23 protein-coding genes and 1 pseudogene are annotated in these 21,180 nt (G+C 71.5%); 10 read left to right on the top strand and 14 right to left on the bottom strand.

The genetic code is table 11. From position 1 onward, the window contains the following. On the bottom strand, window positions 1-1,521 hold a 1,521-nt coding region (locus tag ETD83_RS18975), incomplete at its 3' end, for a 3-hydroxyacyl-CoA dehydrogenase family protein (protein WP_138646472.1). Between ETD83_RS18975 and ETD83_RS18980 the strand changes: the two genes are divergently transcribed. Further along, on the top strand, window positions 1,520-2,569 hold the full coding sequence (locus tag ETD83_RS18980) for an LLM class flavin-dependent oxidoreductase (RefSeq protein ID WP_329602891.1): 1,050 nt from the start codon (window positions 1,520-1,522) through the stop codon (window positions 2,567-2,569). The two genes, ETD83_RS18975 and ETD83_RS18980, sit on opposite strands and share 2 nt — an antisense overlap. Before the next feature lie 41 nt (window positions 2,570-2,610). Here ETD83_RS18980 and ETD83_RS18985 read toward each other — a convergent pair whose 3' ends face one another. Both ETD83_RS18985 and ETD83_RS18990 read right to left on the bottom strand, forming a co-directional pair. Next, window positions 2,611-2,997 carry an SCO5389 family protein gene (locus ETD83_RS18985; protein WP_138646473.1) on the bottom strand — a complete coding sequence of 129 codons (387 nt, stop codon included), beginning with the start codon at window positions 2,995-2,997 and terminating at the stop codon, window positions 2,611-2,613. A 128-nt stretch (window positions 2,998-3,125) separates the two neighbouring features. Continuing rightward, window positions 3,126-3,320 (bottom strand): hypothetical protein, encoded by a 195-nt coding sequence (locus tag ETD83_RS18990; RefSeq protein ID WP_138646474.1) that lies wholly within the window; start codon window positions 3,318-3,320, stop codon window positions 3,126-3,128. Window positions 3,321-3,467: 147 nt separating this feature from the next. On the opposite strand from ETD83_RS18990, the gene nucS reads away from it, so the two are divergent. From nucS to ETD83_RS19020, 6 genes are all read left to right on the top strand, one after another. Further along, the gene (gene nucS, locus ETD83_RS18995) at window positions 3,468-4,148 is read left to right on the top strand and encodes an endonuclease NucS (protein ID WP_138646475.1); all 681 of its coding nucleotides are present in this window, start codon (window positions 3,468-3,470) and stop codon (window positions 4,146-4,148) included. 143 nt (window positions 4,149-4,291) lie between these two features. Next, window positions 4,292-4,699 (top strand): DUF3224 domain-containing protein, encoded by a 408-nt coding sequence (locus ETD83_RS19000; protein WP_230421017.1) that lies wholly within the window; start codon window positions 4,292-4,294, stop codon window positions 4,697-4,699. Between the two features lie 64 nt (window positions 4,700-4,763). Further along, window positions 4,764-5,348 (top strand): TetR/AcrR family transcriptional regulator, encoded by a 585-nt coding sequence (locus tag ETD83_RS19005; RefSeq protein WP_138646477.1) that lies wholly within the window; start codon window positions 4,764-4,766, stop codon window positions 5,346-5,348. Between the two features lie 90 nt (window positions 5,349-5,438). Beyond that, window positions 5,439-6,233 carry a site-2 protease family protein gene (locus tag ETD83_RS19010; protein ID WP_138646478.1) on the top strand — a complete coding sequence of 265 codons (795 nt, stop codon included), beginning with the start codon at window positions 5,439-5,441 and terminating at the stop codon, window positions 6,231-6,233. A gap of 106 nt (window positions 6,234-6,339) precedes the next feature. Beyond that, a complete protein-coding gene (locus ETD83_RS19015; protein ID WP_138646479.1) occupies window positions 6,340-7,839 on the top strand; it encodes an aldehyde dehydrogenase family protein in 1,500 nt (499 codons plus the stop codon). Between the two features lie 7 nt (window positions 7,840-7,846). Continuing rightward, window positions 7,847-8,332, top strand: a complete 486-nt coding sequence (locus ETD83_RS19020) for a GNAT family N-acetyltransferase (RefSeq protein WP_138646480.1) — start codon at window positions 7,847-7,849, stop codon at window positions 8,330-8,332. Window positions 8,333-8,380: 48 nt separating this feature from the next. On the opposite strand, the pseudogene ETD83_RS46015 reads toward ETD83_RS19020, so the two are convergent. Further along, window positions 8,381-8,617, bottom strand: a pseudogene (locus ETD83_RS46015) (hypothetical protein); the annotation flags it as partial. Here ETD83_RS46015 and ETD83_RS42625 point away from each other — a divergent pair. Beyond that, on the top strand, window positions 8,616-8,948 hold the full coding sequence (locus ETD83_RS42625) for a hypothetical protein (RefSeq protein WP_171064322.1): 333 nt from the start codon (window positions 8,616-8,618) through the stop codon (window positions 8,946-8,948). The pseudogene ETD83_RS46015 and the gene ETD83_RS42625 sit on opposite strands and share 2 nt — an antisense overlap. 518 nt (window positions 8,949-9,466) lie before the next feature. Here the strand turns inward: ETD83_RS42625 and ETD83_RS19030 are convergent. Next, window positions 9,467-11,059 (bottom strand): GMC family oxidoreductase, encoded by a 1,593-nt coding sequence (locus tag ETD83_RS19030; RefSeq protein WP_138646482.1) that lies wholly within the window; start codon window positions 11,057-11,059, stop codon window positions 9,467-9,469. 72 nt (window positions 11,060-11,131) lie between these two features. Here ETD83_RS19030 and ETD83_RS19035 point away from each other — a divergent pair, with 72 nt between their 5' ends. Further along, window positions 11,132-11,758, top strand: coding sequence for a cob(I)yrinic acid a,c-diamide adenosyltransferase (locus ETD83_RS19035; protein WP_138646483.1), 627 nt, complete (start codon window positions 11,132-11,134; stop codon window positions 11,756-11,758). A 136-nt stretch (window positions 11,759-11,894) separates the two neighbouring features. After that, complete coding sequence (locus ETD83_RS19040; protein WP_171064323.1) at window positions 11,895-12,827, top strand: DUF4097 family beta strand repeat-containing protein; 933 nt, start codon at window positions 11,895-11,897, stop codon at window positions 12,825-12,827. Here the strand turns inward: ETD83_RS19040 and ETD83_RS19045 are convergent. The 9 genes from ETD83_RS19045 to atpE all read right to left on the bottom strand — a co-directional run bounded on the left by ETD83_RS19045 (window position 12,824) and on the right by atpE (window position 21,123). Next, complete coding sequence (locus ETD83_RS19045) at window positions 12,824-14,350, bottom strand: M28 family peptidase (protein WP_230421018.1); 1,527 nt, start codon at window positions 14,348-14,350, stop codon at window positions 12,824-12,826. The genes ETD83_RS19040 and ETD83_RS19045 overlap by 4 nt on opposite strands. Window positions 14,351-14,523: 173 nt before the next feature. Further along, on the bottom strand, window positions 14,524-14,988 hold the full coding sequence (locus tag ETD83_RS19050; protein WP_138646486.1) for a DUF2550 domain-containing protein: 465 nt from the start codon (window positions 14,986-14,988) through the stop codon (window positions 14,524-14,526). 22 nt (window positions 14,989-15,010) lie between these two features. Beyond that, on the bottom strand, window positions 15,011-15,397 hold the full coding sequence (locus tag ETD83_RS19055; RefSeq protein WP_138646487.1) for a F0F1 ATP synthase subunit epsilon: 387 nt from the start codon (window positions 15,395-15,397) through the stop codon (window positions 15,011-15,013). Between the two features lie 71 nt (window positions 15,398-15,468). Next, entirely contained in the window at window positions 15,469-16,899 is a 1,431-nt protein-coding gene (gene atpD / locus ETD83_RS19060) for a F0F1 ATP synthase subunit beta (protein WP_138646488.1), read from the bottom strand. 2 nt (window positions 16,900-16,901) lie between these two features. Then, a complete protein-coding gene (locus tag ETD83_RS19065; protein ID WP_138646489.1) occupies window positions 16,902-17,798 on the bottom strand; it encodes a F0F1 ATP synthase subunit gamma in 897 nt (298 codons plus the stop codon). Between the two features lie 5 nt (window positions 17,799-17,803). Beyond that, window positions 17,804-19,438, bottom strand: coding sequence for a F0F1 ATP synthase subunit alpha (gene atpA / locus ETD83_RS19070; RefSeq protein WP_138646490.1), 1,635 nt, complete (start codon window positions 19,436-19,438; stop codon window positions 17,804-17,806). A gap of 38 nt (window positions 19,439-19,476) precedes the next feature. Next, a complete protein-coding gene (locus ETD83_RS19075) occupies window positions 19,477-20,304 on the bottom strand; it encodes a F0F1 ATP synthase subunit delta (protein ID WP_138646491.1) in 828 nt (275 codons plus the stop codon). Next, window positions 20,301-20,858, bottom strand: a complete 558-nt coding sequence (locus tag ETD83_RS19080) for a F0F1 ATP synthase subunit B (protein ID WP_138646492.1) — start codon at window positions 20,856-20,858, stop codon at window positions 20,301-20,303. The genes ETD83_RS19075 and ETD83_RS19080 overlap by 4 nt, the downstream gene beginning before the upstream one ends. Before the next feature lie 31 nt (window positions 20,859-20,889). After that, a complete protein-coding gene (gene atpE / locus ETD83_RS19085) occupies window positions 20,890-21,123 on the bottom strand; it encodes an ATP synthase F0 subunit C (RefSeq protein WP_138646493.1) in 234 nt (77 codons plus the stop codon). Window positions 21,124-21,180: the final 57 nt, after the last annotated feature.

Genomic DNA, 21,180 nt, shown 5'->3' on the forward strand with positions numbered 1-21,180 from the left:
GGCGAGGGCGGGGTCTCGGGTTTCGGTGTGGAGGGCGCGCAGGACGGTGACCGCGCGGTCCAGGCCGAGGCGGTCGAGGTCGGCGATCGGGCCGGTCGGGTAGCCGCAGCCGAGCGTCATGGCGGCGTCGATCGAGGCGGCGTCGGCGTATCCGGCGCCGAGCATGGCGGCGGCGTCGTTCAGGTACGGGAAGCGGAGGGCGTCCACGATGAACCCGGCGCGGTCGCGGCAGCGGACGACGGTGAGGCCGAGGCGCCGGGCGAGGTCGGCCGCACGGCCCGCGACGTCGGGGGCGGTCGCGACCGTGGCGGCGATCTCGGCGAGCGGGGCCGCCGGGTCGGGCAGGCGCAGGCCGACGACGTCGGCGGGACGTCCGGTCACCATGGCCTGCCGGATCACCGATCCGTCCGTTGAGGTGACGGCGAGCACCGTGCCCGGCTTGACGGCCTGGGCGGCGGCGGACAGCAGCGCCCGTCCGGCCTCGGCGTCCTCCGCGGCCTCGATGACCAGGTCGCAGGCCGCGAACTCGGCGGCGGAGGCGCGGACCTTGGTGCCCGCCCGGTCGCACAGGGCGGCGATCGCGTCCGCGAGCGGGCCGACGCCGACGATGCCGACGACCGGCGGCGGTCCGTCCGGGGCCTCCGGTCCGGCCTGGTCGGCGCCGTCGTAGGTGTAGAAGCCGCGGCCGGTCTTGCGGCCGAGCAGCCCGGCGGTGACGAGCTCGCGGAGCAGCGGGGACGCGGTGTGGCGGCGGTCGCGGGACTCGGCGTAGATCGCGTCCAGGACCTGCAGGCAGGTGTCGAGGCCGATGAGGTCCATGAGGGTGAACGGGCCCATCGGCAGCCCGGCGCCCGTCTTCATCGCGGTGTCGATGTCGTCGCGGGTGGCGTGCCCGGACTCCAGCATCGCCGCGGCCTGGTTCAGGTAGCCGAAGAGCAGCCGGTTCGCGACGAACCCGGCGCGGTCCCCGATCGTGACCGGGGTCTTGCCGAGGCCCTTCACCAGCTCGGCGACGCGGGCGACGGCGTCCGGCTCGGTGCGGACGGTCGCGATGACCTCGACGAGCTTCATCACGGGCGCCGGGTTGAAGAAGTGCACGCCGACGACGCCGGCGGGACGGCCCGTCCCCGCCGCGATGTCCGTGACCGGCAGCGAGGAGGTGTTCGTGGCGAGGACGGCGTCGTCGCGGCACACCCGGTCCAGCTCGGCGAACACCTTGCGCTTCAGGTCGAGCCGCTCCGGGACGGCCTCGATGACGAGGTCGCAGTCGCCGAGGTCGGCGAAGTCGACGGAGAGCGTGACCCGGCCGATGATCTCCTGCTGGGCCTCGGCGGTGAGGCGCCCGCGTTTGACGGCCCGTCCGGTCGAGGCTTCCAGATGCCCGCGCCCGCGTTCCAGCGCGTCCCGGTCCACCTCGACGCCGACGACGGCGAGGCCGCCGCGTGCCAGCACCTCGGCGATGCCCGCGCCCATCGTGCCCAGTCCGACGACCCCGACCCTGCTGAACGATCGACCAGTCATGGACGGCAGTCTCGCAGAGCGCGCAGGCGTCCACGATGCCGGGTACGACGGGGACGTGCGCCTCGGAATCTTCCTCCTCGCCGCCCGTTTCCCCGGCCAGGACGACGCCGCAGCCCTGTCCCGGACCGTCGAGGCGGCCGCCGCCGCCGAACGCGCCGGGTTCGACGACGTGTGGCTCGCGGAACATCACTTCATGTCGTACGGGGTGGTCCCGTCCGGGACCGTTCTCGCCGGTCACATCCTGGCCGCCACCGGCCGGATCGACGTGGGGACGGCGGTCAGCGTGCTGTCCAACCAGCATCCGGTGGCGCTGGCCGAGCAGGCCGCGATGCTGTCGCTGCTGTCCGGCGGCCGGTTCCGCCTGGGCGTCGGACGCGGCGGGCCGTGGCGGGACCTGGAGGTCTTCGGCACGGGTCTCGACCGCTACGAGCACGGGTTCGCCGAGTCGCTGGACCTGCTGCTGGCGTGGCTGCGTTCCGACAGGGTCGCGTGGGCCGGGGAGCGGTTCAGTTTCCGTGAGGTTCCGGTCGTGCCGCGCGCGCTTGTACCGCCGCAGGTGACGGTCGCGTGCACGTCCCGGGCGACGGAGGAGCTGGCCGCGGTGCGTGGCCTACCGATGCTGCTAGGTATGCACGTCGGGCCGGACGAGAAGGCCGCGGCCGTCGCCCGCCACGGGCTGCCGGACGCCCCGCACATCTCGACCCATGTCGCGCAGGTCGCCGACACGCGAGAGCAGGCCGTCAAGACGTTGATGGACGAGATGCCGCGCTGGCTCGGGCCAGGACTGGAGGGGTACGTCGCCGTGGACGATCGTCCGCGGCCGTCCCGCGACCCCGTCGGCTACACGCGACGGATGTGCGAGCTTCATCCCGTGGGTTCGCCGGACTACTGCGTGGAGTCGCTCGTGACCACCGTCGAGCGCACCGGCATCCGCCATCTGATCCTGCTGGTGGAGGCCGCCGGATCACGAGAGGCGACGCTGGAGAACATCGCCCGGCTCGGCGCGGACGTCCTGCCGGGAGTGCGCGCCGCGGTCGCCGGAAGCTGACGTGCGGCGCGCCCACCGGCTCGGCGCGCCGCGACGACGGATCAGCAGTCGCGGAGTTCCGGCGACTGGTTGAGGATCTGCTCGCGGGGCGTCACGAACGTCCGGTAGGCGTCCGAGCCCCCGTCCGGGAAGACGGCGACGCGGTGGCAGTTCTGGAAGGCCAGCCTGACGCCGAAGTAACGCTCCAGCGCACCGCGCATCGCGTCGCTCGCGAGCACCCGCAGGAGCTGGCCGCGGGCCTGCTCGTCGGGCGGCGGCGTCTCGTTGTCGGCGAACTCGCCGCCGTCCACCTGCAGCCGGGCCACCAGTCCGCTGACCATGTCCCACGCGTACGGGAGGGACGTCTTGATGCACTCGACGAACTCCGCGTCGCCGACCTCGCCCTGCTTCGCCGTCTCCAGGAGTTCGGGGGTCACGTCAAGAGACATTGCGGGGGTCCTTTCGTCGGATGCCAACGACGCTAATCACGCCTCCCGCAGAAAACCAGGCTTGACAAAGGTTTTCATTCCGCTATGCCGCGGCCCCGTCCCGGCCGCCCCCGCGAGCCGGGACGCGGTCAGCGCGCCTGCGGGGCGCCGTGCCCGGACGGCCGGTGCCGCCGGACCGGACGGGCGGCTTCGCGCTCGGCGCGCTCCGCCCAGTACTCGCGGGCCCGGCGCGCCAGCCGGCCGGTCCGGACGGCGCGCGCCTCCGCCCGCCGCTCGCGGGCCCGCTCCTGCATGATCGACCGCATGATGTCGTGGTGGAACACGGCCCCTCCCAGGCTCGTGCGCGGCCGACCAGCACGGGCCCCGCAGTCAAGAGACTCGTCCTAAGGCCCCCGCCCCCACATCGGCACGACGCCTTATATCGGGCGTCCGGCCGCCTTAGCCGCCCGCTCGCACTAGGGTTGGTCGCCGTGCGTCTCGTTATCGCCCGCTGCAGCGTCGACTACGCCGGCAAGCTCACCGCCCACCTGCCGATGGCACTCCGCCTGATCCTGATCAAGGCGGACGGGAGCGTCAGCGTCCACGCCGACGACCGCGCCTACAAGCCCCTCAACTGGATGAACCCACCCTGCTCGCTGCGCGAGGAGCCGCACGAGGAGAACGGCGCCGTCGCCCGCTGGACGGTCACGCACGGCAAGTCGGGCGAGCGGCTCATCCTCACCATCGAGGAGTTCCTGCACGACACCAGCCACGAGCTGGGCATCGACCCGGGCCTGCAGAAGGACGGCGTCGAGGCGCACCTCCAGGAGCTGCTCGCCGAGCACATCACCACGCTCGGGGAAGGCTGGTCGCTGATCCGCCGCGAGTTCCCCACCGCGATCGGCCCGGTCGACATCCTGTGCCGGGACGCGGGCAGCGCCACCGTCGCCATCGAGATCAAGCGGCGCGGCGAGATCGACGGCGTCGAGCAGCTCACCCGCTACCTGGAGCTGCTGAACCGCGACCCGCACCTCGCACCCGTCCGCGGCGTGTTCGCGGCCCAGGAGATCAGGCCGCAGGCCCGCGTCCTCGCCACCGACCGCGGCATCGACTGCGTCACCCTCGACTACGACGCCCTCCGCGGCATCGAGCACGAGGGCACCCTGTTCTGACCCCGGCCGGCGCCGTTCTGACCCCCACAGGGGTCACGGGTCGTGCGGCCGGGGGCGCCCAGCGCGGGAGGTCGCACGACCCGCCGGTCGCTCGACCGTGACGGGGCTTCCAGGGGGTCGCTCCCCTGGGCAGAATTGCCCGCATGACCTTTCAAGCCAGCGGCAGCTTCGACATCGACGCGTGGGAAGCCGAGAAGCCCTATGACGAGCAGGACGGCACGAGGCTGACCCGGGTCCACGTCGGCAAGACCTTCCACGGCGACCTCGTCGGGACGAGCAGCAGCGAGCTGATCACCGTGGAGTCCGCCGCCGGGCCCGTCGCCTACGTGGGGATCGAGAACGTCCAGGGCATCCTGCACGGGCGCGAGGGGACGTTCGTCCTGCAGCACAGCGCGGGCAGCGAGGACGGCACGCCCGACACGCAGTGGCTGCGGTGGCTGATCGTGCCGACGTCGGGCACCGGCGAGCTGGCGGGCATCCGCGGCCTCGGCCAGATCACCCTCACCGAGGACGGCGGCCACAGCTGGGCGCTGGAGTACACGCTCGACTGAGGGCGAGGGCGGCGAGCGGGCGACGGAGAACGGCGCCGCGGCGGACGGCCGGTAATGTTCAGGCATGCCCCCGGTCACCGCCGACGCGACACGCGAGCGGATCATCGACGCCGCCGAGGAGTGCTTCGGCCGCTTCGGCGTCGCCAAGACGACGGTCGAGGACATCGCCGCCGCGGCGAACCTGTCCCGGGCCACGGTGTACCGGAGCGTCACCGGCGGGCGGGACGAGCTGCTCCTGGCCGTGCTGATGCGCGACCTGCGCCGCTTCCTCGACCGGCTCGCCGAGCGGCTGCGCAGCGAGCGGTCGGTGCCGGAGGCGATCGTGGAGGGCACGCTGGACGCGGTCGACTACGTCCGGCGCGAACCCGCCGTCGCGCACTTCCTGGTGCCGGAGGCGGCGGGGCACATGCAGGCGGCGGTGGCGGGCGCGGCCGAGCACGTGCTCGCGCTGTGCTGCGAGTACGTCCGGCCGCATTTCGAGCGGGCGCAGCGGCAGCGGACGCTCAGGACCGACATCGAGGTGGAGGGGACGGTCGAGTTCCTCTTCCGGATCATCACCTCGCTGATCGTCATGGACCGGGACAGGGACGCCGACGGGCTGCGCCGCTTCCTGCGCACCTATGTCGTTCCGGTCATCGCGGCGCCATGACCGGAACGAGACGGTAGCTTCCGAAGTGGCGGCGAAGATCAGGCTGGACGGGACGCCGGGCGGCCGGCGCGGCGAGAGGGGCCGGGAACGATGAGGGGAACTGCGCACGGGACGCGAGGGGCCGCGGCGGTCCGGCCGAGCCCGGTGTTCCTCGCGATCGTGGCGGCGACCGTCCTGTGCGGCCTGGTCGCCTGGCGGTACGGGGAGAACCCGACCACGGCGGCGCGGATCGCCCTGTTCGGGTTCGTGCTGGCGGCGTGGGTGCTGTCGCTGTGCCTGCACGAGTTCGGGCACGCCTACATGGCGTACCGGTCGGGCGACCGCGGTGTCGTCGCCAAGGGGTACCTGACTCTGAACCCGCTGAAGTACTCCGACATGCTGCTCAGCTTCGTGATCCCGGTGGTGTTCATCCTGCTCGGCGGGATCGGGCTGCCCGGCGGCGCCGTGTGGATCGACCGGCACGTGATCCCGGGCAGGATCAGGCACAGCCTGATCTCGGCGGCGGGGCCGCTGTCGAACGCGATGTTCGCGGTGATGCTCGCCGTCCTGTACAAGAACTTCGCCCACCAGGACCACGGCGTCTTCTGGCTGGGCGTGGCGTTCCTGGCGTTTTTGCAGGTCACGGCCGCGGTGCTGAACCTGCTGCCGATTCCTGGCCTGGACGGCTTCGGGATCGTCGAGCCCTACCTGCCGCGGCGATGGGCGGACCAGCTGGGCGCCTACGGCGGCTACGCCTTCCTCGTCCTGATCGCGCTGCTGTGGCTGGGTCCGGTCAACGAGGCGTTCTTCGACCTGATCTTCAACATCACCGACGTGCTGGGCCTCGGAGAGCTCCCGATCCAGGTCGGGCACTCGCTGTTCCAGTGGTGGGACAAGTACCTGTAGGCGCCCCCGGGCCGATCGCCCGGCCCAGGCCGGGGCCTAGGGTGGTTTACTAACGAGTACCCTGCTGCAAGCAGGCACTTACACGGCTCCTCCCGGGAGGTTTCCCATGTCCGTGGCCACGGAGAGCACCGAGACGTTCGCGTCGCTGAACCCGGCCACCGGCGAGGTCGTCGCCGAGCATCCCGTCCAGGACGCCGCCGCCGTGGCCGCGGCCGTCGAGCGCGCCCGGGAGGCGGCCGGATGGTGGCGCGCCCTCGGCTGGAAGGAGCGCCGGCTCCGGCTGCTGAACGTCAAGGGCTCGCTCACCCGGAATCTCAACCGGATGGCCGAGCTCATCCACCAGGAGACCGGCAAGCCGCTGCAGGACGCCCAGCTTGAGACGATCATGGCCATCACGCATCTGGACTGGGCGGCCCGGAACGCCCGGAAGGTCCTCGGGCCGCGCGGCGTCTACCCGGGGATCATGGCGATCAACCAGAAGTGCGTGCTGGAGTACCAGCCGCTCGGCGTCGTCGGCGTGATCGGCCCGTGGAACTACCCGATCTTCACCCCGATGGGCTCGATCGCGTACGCGCTGGCCGCGGGCAACGCGGTGGTGTTCAAGCCGTCGGAGTTCACCCCGGGCGTCGGGGTGTTCCTCGCCGAGCTGGTCGCCGCGGTCGTGCCGGAGCATCCCGTCCTGCAGACGGTCACCGGGCTGGGCGAGACGGGCGCCGCGCTCGCCTCCTCCCCCGGCGTCGACAAGATCGCCTTCACCGGCTCGACCCGGACCGCGAAGCGCGTCATGGCCGCCTGCGCCGAGAACCTCACCCCGATCGTCGCCGAATGCGGCGGCAAGGACGCCTGCATCGTCGACGCCGACGCCGACCTCGACGCCGCCGCCGACGCCGCGCTGTGGGGCGCCATGGCGAACGCCGGGCAGACCTGCATCGGCATCGAGCGGATCTACGTTGTGGACGAGGCGTACGACAAGTTCCTCGGCAAGCTCACCGAGAAGGCCCGCGACCTGCGTCCCGGCTTCGACCGCGAGGCCGCCTACGGCCCGATCACCATGCCCGGCCAGCTCGACATCATCGAACGCCACATCAAGGACGCGCTCGGCAAGGGCGGCAAGGCCGTCGTGGGCGGCGCGGAGTCGGTGCGCAAGCCGTACGTGGAGCCGGTGGTGCTGACCCACGTGCCGGACGACTCGTCCGCCGTCCGCGAGGAAACGTTCGGGCCGACGATCACCGTCCACCGCGTCAGGGACCTTGACGAGGCGGTCGAGAAGGCCAACGAGACCGCCTACGGCCTCGCTGGGATGATCTTCTCCGGTGACAGGTCCCGCGCCCTGGACGCCGCCCGCCGGATGCGGTCCGGCATGACGTCCATCAACGCGTTCGCGGCGTTCGCCCTGGTCGCGGCGCTGCCGTTCGGCGGGGTCGGCGAGTCGGGGTTCGGCCGCATCCACGGCGCGGACGGCCTGCGCGAGTTCACCCGCCCGAAGGCGATCACCCGGCAGCGCTTCGCGACGATGAACCTGACCTCGTTCGGCCGCGGCGAGAAGGAGATGGCCCGCGCCCTCGACATGATCAACCTGATCCACGGCCGCCGCTACAAGCGCTGACGGGACCATGGCCTCCGGCGCGCCCGTACGCAGCCGCCTCCAGGTGACCCTGAAGGCGGCGCCCCCGCCCCCGCCGGGGTTCCGCCCGTTCGACGACGCCGACACCGCCGCGCTCGCCGCCCTCTTGTGGGACGCCTACCGCGGCACCCCCGACGAAGCCGACGTGGGAGACCTCAAGGGCGCGGCCCGCGAGCTGCAGCTCACCCTGGGCGGCGAGTACGGAACGTTCCTGCGCGACGCGTCGTTCGTCGCCGAGCACGATGGACGTCCCGTGGCCGGGGCGCTCGTCACCCTCTACAAGGACGTCCCGCTCCTGGCGTTCCTGTTCGTCGCCCAGTCCCACGCGGGCCACGGCCTAGGACGAGGTCTGGTCCAGGCCGTCATGCACGCCCTCGCCGAACAGGGCCACGACACCCTCACCCTCGCCGTGACCCGCCGCAACCACCGCGCCCGCCGCCTCTACGACCACATGGGCTTCATCGAAGTCGCCTGAATATCCGCGGACGGTGAGGTTGTAGACCTTCCGCTCCGCCGTCCAGGGATGCGTGGCGGTGACGGTGACGTACTGGCCGTCCGGGCGGCGCAACCGGTCGCCGGGGCCCAGGTCCCTGGCGTCCCGCCACACTCCCGGCCGGTCGACCCAGAACGGATGCCCGCCCGTGGTCTGCAGCACGCCGGCGCCACTGCCCGCGCCGAGCACGCCGGGGCCGCGCGCGGCGACGCCGACACCGACAAGGTTCTTGCTCCCGCTTCCGTTGATCAGGCCGATCACGGGCATGGGCGCGGTGCGTCCCGACACCGGATCGGTGGACAGGACCCGCTCGCCGACGCGCACCGCCCTCGATCGGTCTGGTGACGCCGCCGGCCGTCACCACCCGCGTGCCGCCGGCGAAGCTGTTCGGCGCGCACGGGTAGCGCAGCAGGCCGACGACCTCGTTGATCAGCGTGCGGGCCTGCCGGAGGAACGTCTGGGCGCCGCGGACGGTGTTGCGGAACGCGCCGATGCCGGTCGCGATGCGCCAGATCGTCTTGCCGACCTGCGGGAGCTTGCCCGCCGGCGACAGGAGCTTGAGCGGGCCGAGGGCGTTCAGCCAGCTCTACACCTGTAACGGAACCGCCGCGCAACGCTGGACGCTCCGCGTCCGCGACACAGGGGGCCCCAACTTCACCACCGCCAAACCACGCACCCGCGACCGAACGGCTCCACCGCCCCGCCACGCCCGCTAAGCGCGACCTAAGCCGCGGATACGTCACCGTCCGCGGATCTAAGGCGCCCTAAGGCGCCTAGATAAGGCGTCGTCCTGATGTGGCGGCTGGGGCCTTAGGACGAACCTTGTAGATGTCGGGCCGAGAGGGTCCGGCAGGAAACAAGGAGAGCGTGATGATCCGCCCGGACTTCAGCAACATCATCATCAGCGACCGCGTCACGGTGCTGCGCAACGAGGCCAAGAAGGCCCGCCGCGTCCGCATCGCGAAGGCCCTGAAGCGGTGACGCCCCCGGCCTGTACGCCCAACCACGCGCCCCCGTCCAGAAGGACGGGGGCGCTCGTCATTTATGCCCAGGAGCCACGTCGCGAAGAAGCGCACCTCCCGGCTGACCGAGTACGCCGTCTTCCTCCGCTGACCCCTACTTCCGGGTGGTGGCGGGTTCCAGCGGGGTGCGGTTGCGGATGAGGTCGGCGGCGCGTTCGGCGATCGCGATGGTGGGGGCGTTGGTGTTGCCGCGCGGGACGGCCGGCATGACCGACGCGTCCACCACGCGCAGGCCCTCGACGCCGCGGACGCGCAGGTCCGGGTCGCAGACGGCGTCGTCCGCGCCCATCGCGCAGGTGCTGGTGGGGTGGTAGAGGGTCGCGACCTCGCGGCGGACGAAGTCGATGAGGGCCTCGTCGGTGTCGACCTGCTCGCCGGGGGCCCACTCGCCGCCGGTCATGGAGGCCAGGGGCCCGGACGCGGCGATCTCGCGCGCCTGGCGGACCCCGGCGACCAGGATGTCCAGGTCGGCCTTGTCGGCGAGATAGGCCGGGTCGATGAGGGGTTTGGCGTGCGGGCTGGCGGAGCGGAGGGTGACCGAGCCTCGCCCGGCGACGGCGACCGCGGCGACGAGGATCGACAGGAGCCGCTCGTGCGATTCGGTGAGGCCCTGGTTGACGAACGGCGACGGCAGGACGTGGTACTGCAGGTCGGGCGCGGGCAGGCCCTCGACCGTCCGGACGAAACCGCCCGCCTCGGCGATGTTGGACGCGTACGGCCCGCGCGCGAACGCCTGGTAGAGGCCGAGGGACCGGGTGTTCGCCAGCTCCCACAGGGCCTTGGCGCGGGGCGTGGCGAACATGACGTTCACGAACGGGTGATCTTGGAGGCGCTGCCCGACCGGGGAGTCGGCGAGGACGTCGATGCCCAGCGAGCGCAGGTGGTCGGCGGGCCCGATCCCGGAGAGCATGAGGAGCTGCGGGCTGTTCACCGCGCCGCCCGACAGGATGACCTCCGCCTCGGCGCGGGCGGACAGGCTCTCGCCGCGCGCCTCGTACCGGACGCCGGTCGCGCGGCGGCCCTCGAACAGGACGCGGGTCACGAGCGCGTCGGTGACGATCGTGAGGTTCGGGCGGTTCTTGACCGGGTGGAGGTAGCCCGCGGCGGTTGACCAGCGGCGGCCGCGCTTGTGGGTGACCTGGTAGAAGCCGACGCCGTCCTGGTCGGCGCCGTTGAAGTCGGGGTTCGCGGCCAGGCCGTACGCCTTGGCCGACTGCACCCACGCGCGGGTCAGGGGGTGCTTGTAGCGCAGGTCCTCGACGCGGAGGGGGCCGCCGACGCCGTGGTAGGGGATCTCGCCGCGCTGCTGGTCCTCGGCGCGGCAGAAGTAGGGCAGGAGGTCCTCGTAGCCCCAGCCGTCGCAGCCGTACGAGTCGCGCCAGGTGTCGTAGTCGTACCGGGCCCCGCGGATGTAGATCATCGCGTTGGTGGACGAGCTCCCGCCGAGCGTGCGGCCCCTCGGCCAGTACACGCTGCGTCCGGCGGCGTGCTCCTGCGGGACGGTGGTGTAGTCCCAGTCGTAAGGGCCCTTGAACATCGTGGCCGCGGCCGCCGGGATGTGGATCTCGGGGGCGGCGTCGGGCGGCCCCGCCTCCAGCAGCAGGACCTTCACCGAGGGGTCCTCGGTCAGTCTGGCGGCGAGAACGCAGCCCGCGCTGCCCGCTCCCACGATGATGTAGTCGTACACGGCGGCCTCCGGGGTATTTCTCGAACCCTACCGAACGGGCTTCTGGCGGCGGCGGTCGCTAGGCTCATCGACATGGCGAAGAACAGGGACAACCCCGTCGTCCTGTCGCGGATCTACACCCGGACGGGCGACGACGGCACCACCGCTCTGGGCGACGCGTCCCGGACGAGCAAGACCGACCCGCGGCTCGCCGCGTACGCCGACGTCGAGGAGTCCAACGCCGCGATCGGCACGGCGGTCGCGCTCGGCGCCCTGCCGGACGATCTCGTCGCGCTGCTGAGGGTCGTCCAGAACGACCTGTTCGACGTCGGCGCCGCCCTGTGCGCGCCGGTCGCCCCCGACCCGCCGTACCCGCCGCTGCGCGTCGACGAGTCGTACATCGACCGGCTGGAGGCGGCCTGCGACGAGCACAACGAGGCCCTCCCGCCGCTGCGCAGCTTCATCCTCCCTGGCGGGTCGCCGGGCGCGGCGCTGCTGCACGTCGCGCGGACGGTCAGCCGCCGCGCCGAACGCACCGCGTGGGCGGCCATCGAGGCGCACGGCGCCGCCGCCGAAGGCGACCCCGAGGCCCCGGTGGGCGGCGTGAACCCGCTGACCGCGCGTTACCTCAACCGGCTGTCCGACCTGCTGTTCATCCTGTGCCGCATCGCCAACGCCGAGCACGGGGACGTCCTCTGGAAGCCCGGAGGCGAACGCTGAACACCCCGGGGGTGGGGTTAGCCCCACCCCCGGAAGACCGGTTCCCCTCCTGGTGACGCCGTCCCGAGCGGAGCAGGCTGGTTCCCTACGGGCGCACAGCTTCCGGCGGGCGCACAGCGACAACAGGAGTGACCACGTGAGGACCCTGACGATCACCGCCGTTCTGGCGGCCACGGCCGCGGCGACGCTGACCGGCTGCGGCAACCTGACCTTCGGCACGCATCAGGAGGACCGCGCCTACTCCGCGCCCGCCGGCATCACCGCGTTGAAGATCAAGTCGAACGGCAGCCGGCTGGTGCTCACGGCGTCCGACTCCCCCAGCGTGAAGGTGCGGGAACGGCTCCGCTGGTCCAACGACAAGAACAAGCCGGAGGCGCGGCACACCACCAAGGGCAACACGCTCTCGCTGTCGGCCAAGTGCGCCAGGGCGACGATCGGGTACACGAACTGCGCGGTGTCCTACCGAGTCGAGGTTCCGCGGAGCATGGCCGTGGAGGTCGACAACGCCGACGGGGCGGTCGTCGCGTCCGGGCTCGGCGGGGCCGTGAAGCTGCACAGCGACAACGGCGCGATGAAGGTGACCGACCTGCGCGCGACGTCGGCCTCGATCAGCTCCGACGACGGCTCGATCCACGTCGCCGGACGCGCCGCGACCGCGGTCCTGCGCAGCGACAACGGGTCCATCAACGCGACCGGCCTCACCGCCGACAAGCTGACCGCCCGCACCGAGGACGGGCGCATCCAGCTCAGCGGCCGCGCCACCGTCGCCGACGTCCGCACCGCCAACGGCTCGATCGACGCGGGCGGCCTGACCACCGACCGGATCACCGCCGAGACCAGCGACGGCGGCATCGACCTGCGGCTCACCACGCCGCCCGCGAACGTCCGCGCCACCAGCGACAACGGGTCGGTGCACGTCCGCGTCCCGACGGGCGAGGGCTACGCCATCAGCATGAACACCGCCAACGGCAGCGAACGGATCGACTCGGCCATCCACCAGGACTCGAGCTCGCGGCACCAGCTCCAGCTCCGCAGCGCCAACGGCAGCGTCACCGTCTCGCCCGCCTAGCGGAGCCTGTACGGGCCCTGCCATGCGGGAGCTTCGGACGCCGGGACGCTGCCCACGGTCAGGCGGGCCCCGCCGTTCACGGCGACGGTCGTCCGGGCCAGGTGCTGCGTGACGTGCGCGATACCGTCGGTGTTGGTGTCGAGGAGCTTGCGGTTGACGTTCTTCAGCCCGTCGCACTTGGCGTGGTAGCACGGGTCGTACACCTTGCCCGCCCGGCCGCCGAACGCCTTGGCCTCGGCGGCGGTCTTGACGCCGTCCGCGCCGGTGGCCATGCCGCCGGACGGGATGCCGGCCTCGATGAACGGGCCGTAGTCGGAGCGCCCGCTGAACACGTGTTCGGTCGTCGGCAGGCGGCGGCCCTTGAAGTAGTCCCGGAACATCTTCTCGACCGCGCCCGATCCGGCGGGCGCGCGCGTCCCGGCGCGGGTGGAGTGGTCGCCGTCGTAGACGCCGCGGGTGCCGTTGCGGGAGCCGAGCATGTCGAAGTTGAGGGCCACCGCGATCTTCTCGCGGTCGGTGCGGGACAGCGCCTTCACGTAGTGCGTGGAGCCCCGCAGGCCCTCCTCCTCCGCCCCCCACCAGGCGAACCTGACCCGGTTGCGCAGCCCCGCCTTGCCGAGGTGCTTGATCTTCGCGGCGATGGCGAGGAGCGCGGACGCGCCGGTGGCGTTGTCGTTGATGCCCGCGCCCGCGGGGACGCTGTCGAGGTGCGCGCCGAGCAGCACCACGTTGTCGGCGCGTCCGTGTCCGGTGTCGGCGATGAGGTTGGACGACCGCCGCTTCCCGTGGACGGTGTCGGTCCGCACGCGCAGCGTGAGCCCGCCCTTCCGCACGGCCTTGGCCAGCGCGACGCCGACCGTCCGGGACGTCCCGACGACCAGGACCCCGGACGGCTTGCCCACCGTCCCGTTCAGCAGCCCCTGCTCGCCGGGCTTGTCGTAGATCACGACGGCGGACGCGCCCGCCGCCCGCGCGTTCGCGGCCTTGGCGGCGAACGTGCAGGCCCCGCGCTGGACCAGCGCGATCGACCCGCGCTTGAAGCCCTTGAAGTCGCTGCTCTCGCAGCCGCTCGTCCCCTCGCCCCTGGACGGGACGTCCACGGCGATCACGCGTGCCGTCACGTCCCCGGACCCCGAGTACGCGAAGGTGACGAAGTCCTTGCCCAGCCGGTAGGACGCCTTGGACGGCGCCGTCCGCGCCAGCACCGGACGCGACCTCTCCCGCCAGTACGGGTAGGCGAACTTCTGGATCTTCGGTGTGAGCCCGGCCTTCCGCAGCCGTCCGGCGACGTACCGCACCGACACGTCGTAGCCGGCGCCGCCCGACGCGCGGTGCCCGCCGTTGTAGTCGGCGATCTCCTGGAACGCCTTGAGGTGCGCCTCGACGTCCTTCGCCGTGACGAGCCCGGCGAGGTCGGGACGGGCCGGAGCGGCACCGGACGCCGGGGACCCCGCGGGCATGAGGGCCGCGGGCAGGACGGCGAGGGGCACCGCCACGGCGGCGCCGATGAGCAGCTTGCGCACGTGCACTCCTGCGGACGGGGACAGAGCTGACCAGCAGCGATCCTCACCCGCGGCGCACCGGCCGCCAACGGCGGCGCGCCCGTCACACCAATTCCATACCCGCGCCTTACCAATCCCTGCCCAAGACCGCATCAATCCCGGCCGCGCTCAGGCCGCGCTCGGCCAGGGCCTGGTCACTCGGGGGGATGCAGCTCCACGGGGAAGCCGGGCGGCGCCGCCTCCAGCCAGGCGAGGAACCCCGTCAGCGCCGCCGCGCCCATCGCCAGCTCCACCGTCAGGTCGCCGTCCCTGACCTCGATGATGCTCACGTCCGGCAGCAGCCCCTCCGCCTCCTCAGGGCCGGGGCTGCGGCGGTTGGACACGACGAGGCCCCGGCGGTGGATCACCTGCCGGGGCCTGGTACGGAATCCGAACACGCGGTGCCAATGCAGGACATCGCCCTTGTAGCGGCCGATGCCGAGGCGCCACACTCCCGGGGCTCCGCCCTCCGGGGACAGCTCCCGCAGGCTGCACTCCACGGTGCCGCCGCCGCGGATGAACAGCCGGCGCCGGACCGCCATCGACGCGTACAACAGCGCCGCCACGAGGACGACCGCGGCGAGCACCCCGCCCGCATCCCATGCCAGGTGCTCGCCCAAATCCCCCGCCGTCCGCCGGAGCCTAAGCCTCGATGCCCGCGGCGCGCAGCCGCGCCCGGGCCCGCCGCTCCGGCGTCGCGTCCTCGCCCTCGGACGCGAGCGCGTCCTCCAGCGCCCGCCTGGCGTCCGGGACGTCGATCTCGTCGCCCAGCTCGGCCTGCTCGGCCAGCACCGACACCTCGTCCGCCGCGACGGAGAAGAAGCCGCTGCCGACCATCGCGGTGATCGGCTCACCGCCGTTCGCGGGCTCGATCTTCACCACGCTGCCGTCGAGGAGGATGCCGAGCACCGGGGCGTGGCCCGGCAGGATGCCGAGCGAGCCCTCGATGGTCTGGGCGACCACCATCTTGGCCTCGCCGGACCAGATCTCGCGCTCCGGCGAGACCAGCCCGACCTTCAGGTTTGCCACGTTTTCCCTCCGAGTCCACCGGGAGCCGTGCGCCGGAGGGGCCGCCCGTCAGGCGGCCCCGCCGGTGCGGGCTACTTCTCCAGCTCCCTGGCCTTCCGCTCGACGTCCTCGATGCCGCCGCACATGAAGAACGCCTGCTCGGGCAGGTGGTCGTACTTGCCCTCCGCCAGCGCCTTGAACGAGGCGATCGTCTCGTCCTTCGGCACGGTCTCGCCCGGCTGGCCGGTGAACTGCTCGGCCACGTACATCGGGTGCGACAGGAAACGCTCGATGCGCCGCGCCCGCTGGACGGTGACCTTGTCCTCCTCGGACAGCTCGTCGATGCCGAGGATCGCGATGATGTCCTGCAGCTCCTTGTACTTCTGCAGGATCCGCTTCACCTCCTGCGCGACCGAGTAGTGCTCGACGCCCAGGATCTGCGGGTCCATGATCCGCGAGGTGGAGTCGAGCGGGTCGACGGCCGGGAAGATGCCCTTCTCCGAGATGCCGCGCGACAGGGTCGTGGTGGCGTCCAGGTGCGCGAACGTGGTGTGCGGCGCCGGGTCGGTGATGTCGTCGGCGGGCACGTAGATCGCCTGCATCGAGGTGATCGAGTGACCGCGCGTCGAGGTGATCCGCTCCTGCAGCACGCCCATCTCGTCGGCCAGCGTCGGCTGGTAGCCCACCGCGGACGGCATGCGCCCGAGCAGCGTGGACACCTCCGAGCCGGCCTGCGTGAACCGGAAGATGTTGTCGATGAACAGCAGCACGTCCTGGCCCTGCACGTCGCGGAAGTACTCCGCCATCGTCAGCGCGGACAGCGCGACCCGCAGGCGGGTGCCCGGCGGCTCGTCCATCTGGCCGAACACCATCGCGGTGTCCTTGAGGACGTCCGCCTCGGCCATCTCCACCCAGAGGTCGTTGCCCTCGCGGGTGCGCTCGCCGACGCCGGCGAACACCGAGGTGCCGCCGAAGTTGCGGGCGACACGGCGGATCATCTCCTGGATGAGCACCGTCTTGCCCACGCCCGCGCCGCCGAACAGGCCGATCTTGCCGCCCTTGACGTACGGGCACAGCAGGTCGATGACCTTGATGCCGGTCTCCAGCATCTCGGTCTTCGACTCCAGCTGGTCGAAGGCGGGCGCGCGGCGGTGGATGCCCCAGCGCTCGTTGATCTCCAGCGAGGCGGTCGGGACGTCCAGCGCGTCACCGAGGCAGTTCCACACGTGCCCCTTGGTGATCTCGCCGACCGGCACCGCGATCGACTTGCCGGTGTCGGTCACCGGCGCGCCGCGGACGAGGCCGTCGGTCGGCTGCATCGAGATCGCCCGGACCATGTTGTCGCCGAGGTGCTGGGCGACCTCGAACGTCAGGGTCTTCTCCTCGCCGCCCAGCGCCACCTGCGCGTGCAGCGCCTGGTAGATGTCCGGGATGGCGTCGGCGGGGAACTCCACGTCGACGACCGGGCCGATGACTCGGGCGACGCGCCCGGTCGCGGTCGCCGTCTCTACCTGAGCAGTCATTATCACTCCCCGCCAGACTCGGCGAGCGCGTCAGCGCCACCGACGATCTCGCTGATTTCCTGGGTGATCGCGGCCTGCCGCGCCTGGTTCATCTGGCGCGTGTAGACCCCGAGCAGTTCGTTGGCATTGTCGGTCGCCGACTTCATGGCCCGCCGGACGGACGCCTGGAACGACGCCGCCGACTGAAGCAGCATGTGGAAGATGCGGCTCTCGATGTAGTTGGGCAGGAGCAGGTCGAGCGCGGCCGACGCGGACGGCTCGAACTCGTACGCCGGCGGGACCTTGTCCGACGACGCCTCCTCGATCTCCAGCGGCATCAGCCGGGTGACCCGGACGGCCTGGGTCAGCATTGAGACGAACTCGGTGTAGACCACGTGGATCTCACCGACGCCGCCCTCCGCGTCCGTCTTCAGGAAGTCGTCGGTCAGCCGCCGGCCGATCTCCTCGGCGTTCACGAACGCCGGCCGGTCGCTGAACCCGTGCCAGCTCTCGGCGACGTCCCGGTCGCGGAACCGGTACCAGGTGATGCCCTTGTTGCCGATGACGTACGGGACGGGCTCGCGGCCCTCCGCCCGCAGCGACCTGATCAGCGACTCCGCCTCGCGGATCACGTTGGCGTTGTAGGCGCCGCAGAACCCCCGGTCGCTGGTGACGATCAGGACGGCGCTGCGGTTGTCGGCCGGCTGCTCCTTCAGGAGCGGATGGTCGATCCCCACATGATGGCTCACCAGCGCGGTCAGGGCCTGCGTGATCTGGTCGGCGTACGGCTTGGACGCCGCCACCGCCTGCTGGGCCTTGACGATCCGCGACGTGGCGATCATCTCCTGGGCACGCGTGATCTTGGCGGTCGACTTGACCGTCTTGATCCGCTGCCTGAGCTGGCGAAGCTGTGCGGCCATCGCCGTCAGTCCTTCTTGACGCGGGTGATCGTCTCCTGCTCGACGTCCTCGTCCGCGATCGGCTCGACGGGCTCCTCCGCCAGCAGCTCGCCCTCGCTGGTCTGGAAGCCCTTCTTGAACTCCGTGACGGCGTTCTTGAGGCTGGTGAGGGCGTCGTCCGACAGCTTCCCGGTCTCCCGGAGCGAGGTCAGGAAGCCGCTCTCCTCGCGCTCCATGTAGTCGAGGAACTCGCGCTCGAAGCGGCGGACGTCGGCGACGGGCACGTCGTCCAGCTCGCCGGAGGTGCCCGCCCACACGGACACGATCTCCTGCTCGACCGGGAACGGGCTGCCCTGCGGCTGCTTCAGCAGCTCGACCAGGCGGGCGCCGCGGTCCAGCTGGGCGCGGGACGCGGCGTCCAGGTCGGAGGCGAACGCCGCGAACGCCTCCAGGTCGCGGAACTGCGACAGCGCCAGCCGCAGCGTGCCGGCGACCTGCTTCATCGCCTTGACCTGCGCGTCGCCGCCGACCCTGGACACCGAGATGCCGACGTTGATCGCCGGCCGGACGCCCTGGTTGAACAGGTCCGACTCGAGGAAGCACTGCCCGTCGGTGATGGAGATGACGTTCGTCGGGATGTACGCCGACACGTCGTTGCCCTTGGTCTCGATGATCGGCAGACCCGTCATCGAACCGGCGCCCATGTCGTCCGACAGCTTCGCGCAGCGCTCCAGCAGCCGCGAGTGCAGGTAGAACACGTCACCGGGGTAGGCCTCGCGGCCCGGGGGGCGGCGCAGCAGCAGCGACACGGCGCGGTACGCCTCGGCCTGCTTCGACAGGTCGTCGAAGATGATCAGGACGTGCTTGCCCTGGTACATCCAGTGCTGGCCGATCGCGGACCCGGTGTAGGGGGCGATGTACTTGTAGCCCGCCGGCTCGGACGCGGGCGCCGCCACGATCGTGGTGTACTCCAGCGCGCCGGCCTCCTCCAGGGAGCGGCGGACGTTCGCGATCGTGGAGCCCTTCTGCCCGATCGCGACGTAGATGCAGCGGACCTGCTTCTTCTCGTCGCCGGACTCCCAGTTCTCCTTCTGGTTGATGATCGTGTCCACGCAGACGGTCGTCTTGCCCGTCTGCCGGTCACCGATGATCAGCTGCCGCTGGCCGCGGCCGATCGGGGTCATCGCGTCGATCGCCTTGATGCCGGTCTGCAGCGGCTCGCTGACCGACTGGCGCTGCACGACCGTGGGGGCCTGCAGTTCGAGCGCGCGGCGCTCGGTGCTCTCGATCGGGCCCTTGCCGTCCAGGGGGTTGCCCAGCGCGTCCACGACGCGGCCGAGGAAGCCGTCGCCGACGGGGGCCGAGAGGACCTCGCCGGTGCGGCGGGCCTTCTGGCCCTCCTCGATCTTGCTGAAGTCACCCAGGACAACGGCGCCGATCTCGCGTACGTCCAGGTTCAGAGCCAGGCCGCGGGTGCCGTCCTCGAACTCGATGAGTTCGTTCGCCATCGCGGACGGCAGGCCCTCGATGTGGGCGATGCCGTCGCCGGAATCGACGACGGTGCCGACCTCTTCGCGCGCGGCGGCATCGGGCTCGTACGACTGGACGAAGCGCTCCAGCGCGTTCCGGATCTCATCCGGACGGATCGTCAGCTCCGCCATGATTCCTCTCTTGCTCCTCAGAGTCCGCTCTGCCGGCCTCAGCCGGTACCGAGCCGCCGGCGGACGTCGTCCAGCCGTCCGGCGATCGTGCCGTCGATGATCTCGTCCCCGATCTCGATCGACATTCCGCCGATCACCGTGGGGTCGATCTCGATGTTCAGGTGTACGTCATGGCCGTAGGCGGTGGCGAGCACCGCGGCGAGCCGCGTCCGCTGCGCCTCCGGCAGCTCGGCGGGCGTGCGCACGAGCGCGACCAGCCGCTGCCTGCGCTGGGCGACGAGCTTGCCGTACTCGGCGAGCCCGCCTTCCAGGCTACGTCCTCGCGGGCGCAGCACCAGTTCGGTGACCAGCGTCAGGGTCGACGCGGTGACCTTGCCGTCCAGCAGGGCGTTGACCACGCCGAGCTTGCGATCGTCCGGCAGCCCCCGCCCGGCGAGGGCGCCGCGCAGCTCGGGCTCGCCCTCGACGACGCGGGAGAACCTGAACAGCTCGTCCTCCAGGTCGTCGATCCGGCTTTCGGCCTCGGCGCGGGCGGCCTCGGCGGTGACCGCGAGGGTCTCCACCCCGTCCGCCAGCTCCGACGGCTTGGACCAGCGCAGCCGGACGACGTCGGCGACCAGCCCGAGAGCGGCCGGTGACACCTTGCCCTCCAGCAGGATCCGGACGAGCTGCGCCTTGTCGGCGCCGTCCCGCGCCGGGTCGGAGACCGCCCGCCGCAGGCCGTGCTCGCGGTCGATCAGGTGCAGCACCGCGAACAGGTCGCCGCCGAGCACGCCGAGGTCGGAGTCGCCGGAGTCAATGACCGACTCCAGCCGCTCCTTCGCCTCGGCCAGCGACGCCCTGCTCACCGCTCCCGTGATGGTCATGATGTGATCTGCTCCTGCGTGCGAGCGCGCTCCTCGAGCTCCTCGAGGAACCGGTCGACGACCCGGCTCTGCCGCGCGCTGTCCTCAAGAGACTCGCCCACGACCCGCCCGGCCAGCTCGACCGACAGGGTGCCGATCTCGGCCCGCAGCGACTGCAACGCCTGCTGCCGCTCCGCCTCGATCTGCGCCTTGGCGTTCTCGACGATCCGGCGCGCCTCGACCTGGGCCTGCTCCTTGGCCTGGGCGATGATCTGCGCGCCCTGCTCCTCGGCCTTGCGTCGCTCGTTGGACGCCTCGACCGCGGCGGCCTTCTGCTGGGCCTTGTACTCCTCGAGGACCTGCTTGGCCTCTTTCTGCGCCTGCTCGGCCCGCTCCAGGCCGCCCTCGATCGCCTCGGTGCGCTCCTCCAGCGTCTGCTGAATCCGCGGGACGAGCATCCGGCCGACGACGACCAGCACGACGACGAACGAGAAGATGCCGACGACCAGCTCGAACGGATGCGGGACGAGAGGGTTGTTCTCCTCCGCCGCAAGGACGGACGCCGCTCTGATCATGTCTTCAGCCCTTCCTCAGGGGACGGACCCGTTACTTGATGCCCTGGAAGATGAACGGCGCGACCAGGCCGATCAGGGCGAGGGCCTCGGTCAGGACGAAGCCCAGCATCATGTTGGTGCGGATGACGCCGGTCAGCTCCGGCTGGCGGGCGATCGCGTTCACGCCCTGGCCGAAGATGATGCCGACGCCGATGCCCGGGCCGATGGCCGCAAGGCCGTACCCGATCGAGGTGACGTTACCGCTGACCTCGGCGAGGACTCCCATTGCTTCATTCCTTTTCTGTCGGCCGGCGAAAGGTTCGCCGGTCTGGGCTTACGAGGT

Origin of the sequence: Actinomadura soli, assembly GCF_005889715.1 — a bacterium.
GTDB lineage: Bacteria > Actinomycetota > Actinomycetes > Streptosporangiales > Streptosporangiaceae > Spirillospora > Spirillospora soli.

Coding starts and splice junctions, on each gene's coding strand:
- atpA (WP_138646490.1), bottom strand. CDS start 19,438: ATGGCGGAGCTGACGATCCGTCCGGATGAGATCCGGAACGCGCTGGAG.
- atpE (WP_138646493.1), bottom strand. CDS start 21,123: ATGGGAGTCCTCGCCGAGGTCAGCGGTAACGTCACCTCGATCGGGTAC.
- ETD83_RS18985 (WP_138646473.1), bottom strand. CDS start 2,997: ATGTCTCTTGACGTGACCCCCGAACTCCTGGAGACGGCGAAGCAGGGC.
- ETD83_RS19075 (WP_138646491.1), bottom strand. CDS start 20,304: ATGACCATCACGGGAGCGGTGAGCAGGGCGTCGCTGGCCGAGGCGAAG.
- ETD83_RS19080 (WP_138646492.1), bottom strand. CDS start 20,858: ATGATCAGAGCGGCGTCCGTCCTTGCGGCGGAGGAGAACAACCCTCTC.
- ETD83_RS19035 (WP_138646483.1), top strand. CDS start 11,132: ATGGCGAAGAACAGGGACAACCCCGTCGTCCTGTCGCGGATCTACACC.
- ETD83_RS19065 (WP_138646489.1), bottom strand. CDS start 17,798: ATGGCCGCACAGCTTCGCCAGCTCAGGCAGCGGATCAAGACGGTCAAG.
- ETD83_RS42625 (WP_171064322.1), top strand. CDS start 8,616: ATGGGCGCGGTGCGTCCCGACACCGGATCGGTGGACAGGACCCGCTCG.
- ETD83_RS19020 (WP_138646480.1), top strand. CDS start 7,847: ATGGCCTCCGGCGCGCCCGTACGCAGCCGCCTCCAGGTGACCCTGAAG.
- ETD83_RS18980 (WP_329602891.1), top strand. CDS start 1,520: ATGGACGGCAGTCTCGCAGAGCGCGCAGGCGTCCACGATGCCGGGTAC.
- ETD83_RS19010 (WP_138646478.1), top strand. CDS start 5,439: ATGAGGGGAACTGCGCACGGGACGCGAGGGGCCGCGGCGGTCCGGCCG.
- ETD83_RS19000 (WP_230421017.1), top strand. CDS start 4,292: ATGACCTTTCAAGCCAGCGGCAGCTTCGACATCGACGCGTGGGAAGCC.
- ETD83_RS19015 (WP_138646479.1), top strand. CDS start 6,340: ATGTCCGTGGCCACGGAGAGCACCGAGACGTTCGCGTCGCTGAACCCG.
- ETD83_RS19005 (WP_138646477.1), top strand. CDS start 4,764: ATGCCCCCGGTCACCGCCGACGCGACACGCGAGCGGATCATCGACGCC.
- atpD (WP_138646488.1), bottom strand. CDS start 16,899: ATGACTGCTCAGGTAGAGACGGCGACCGCGACCGGGCGCGTCGCCCGA.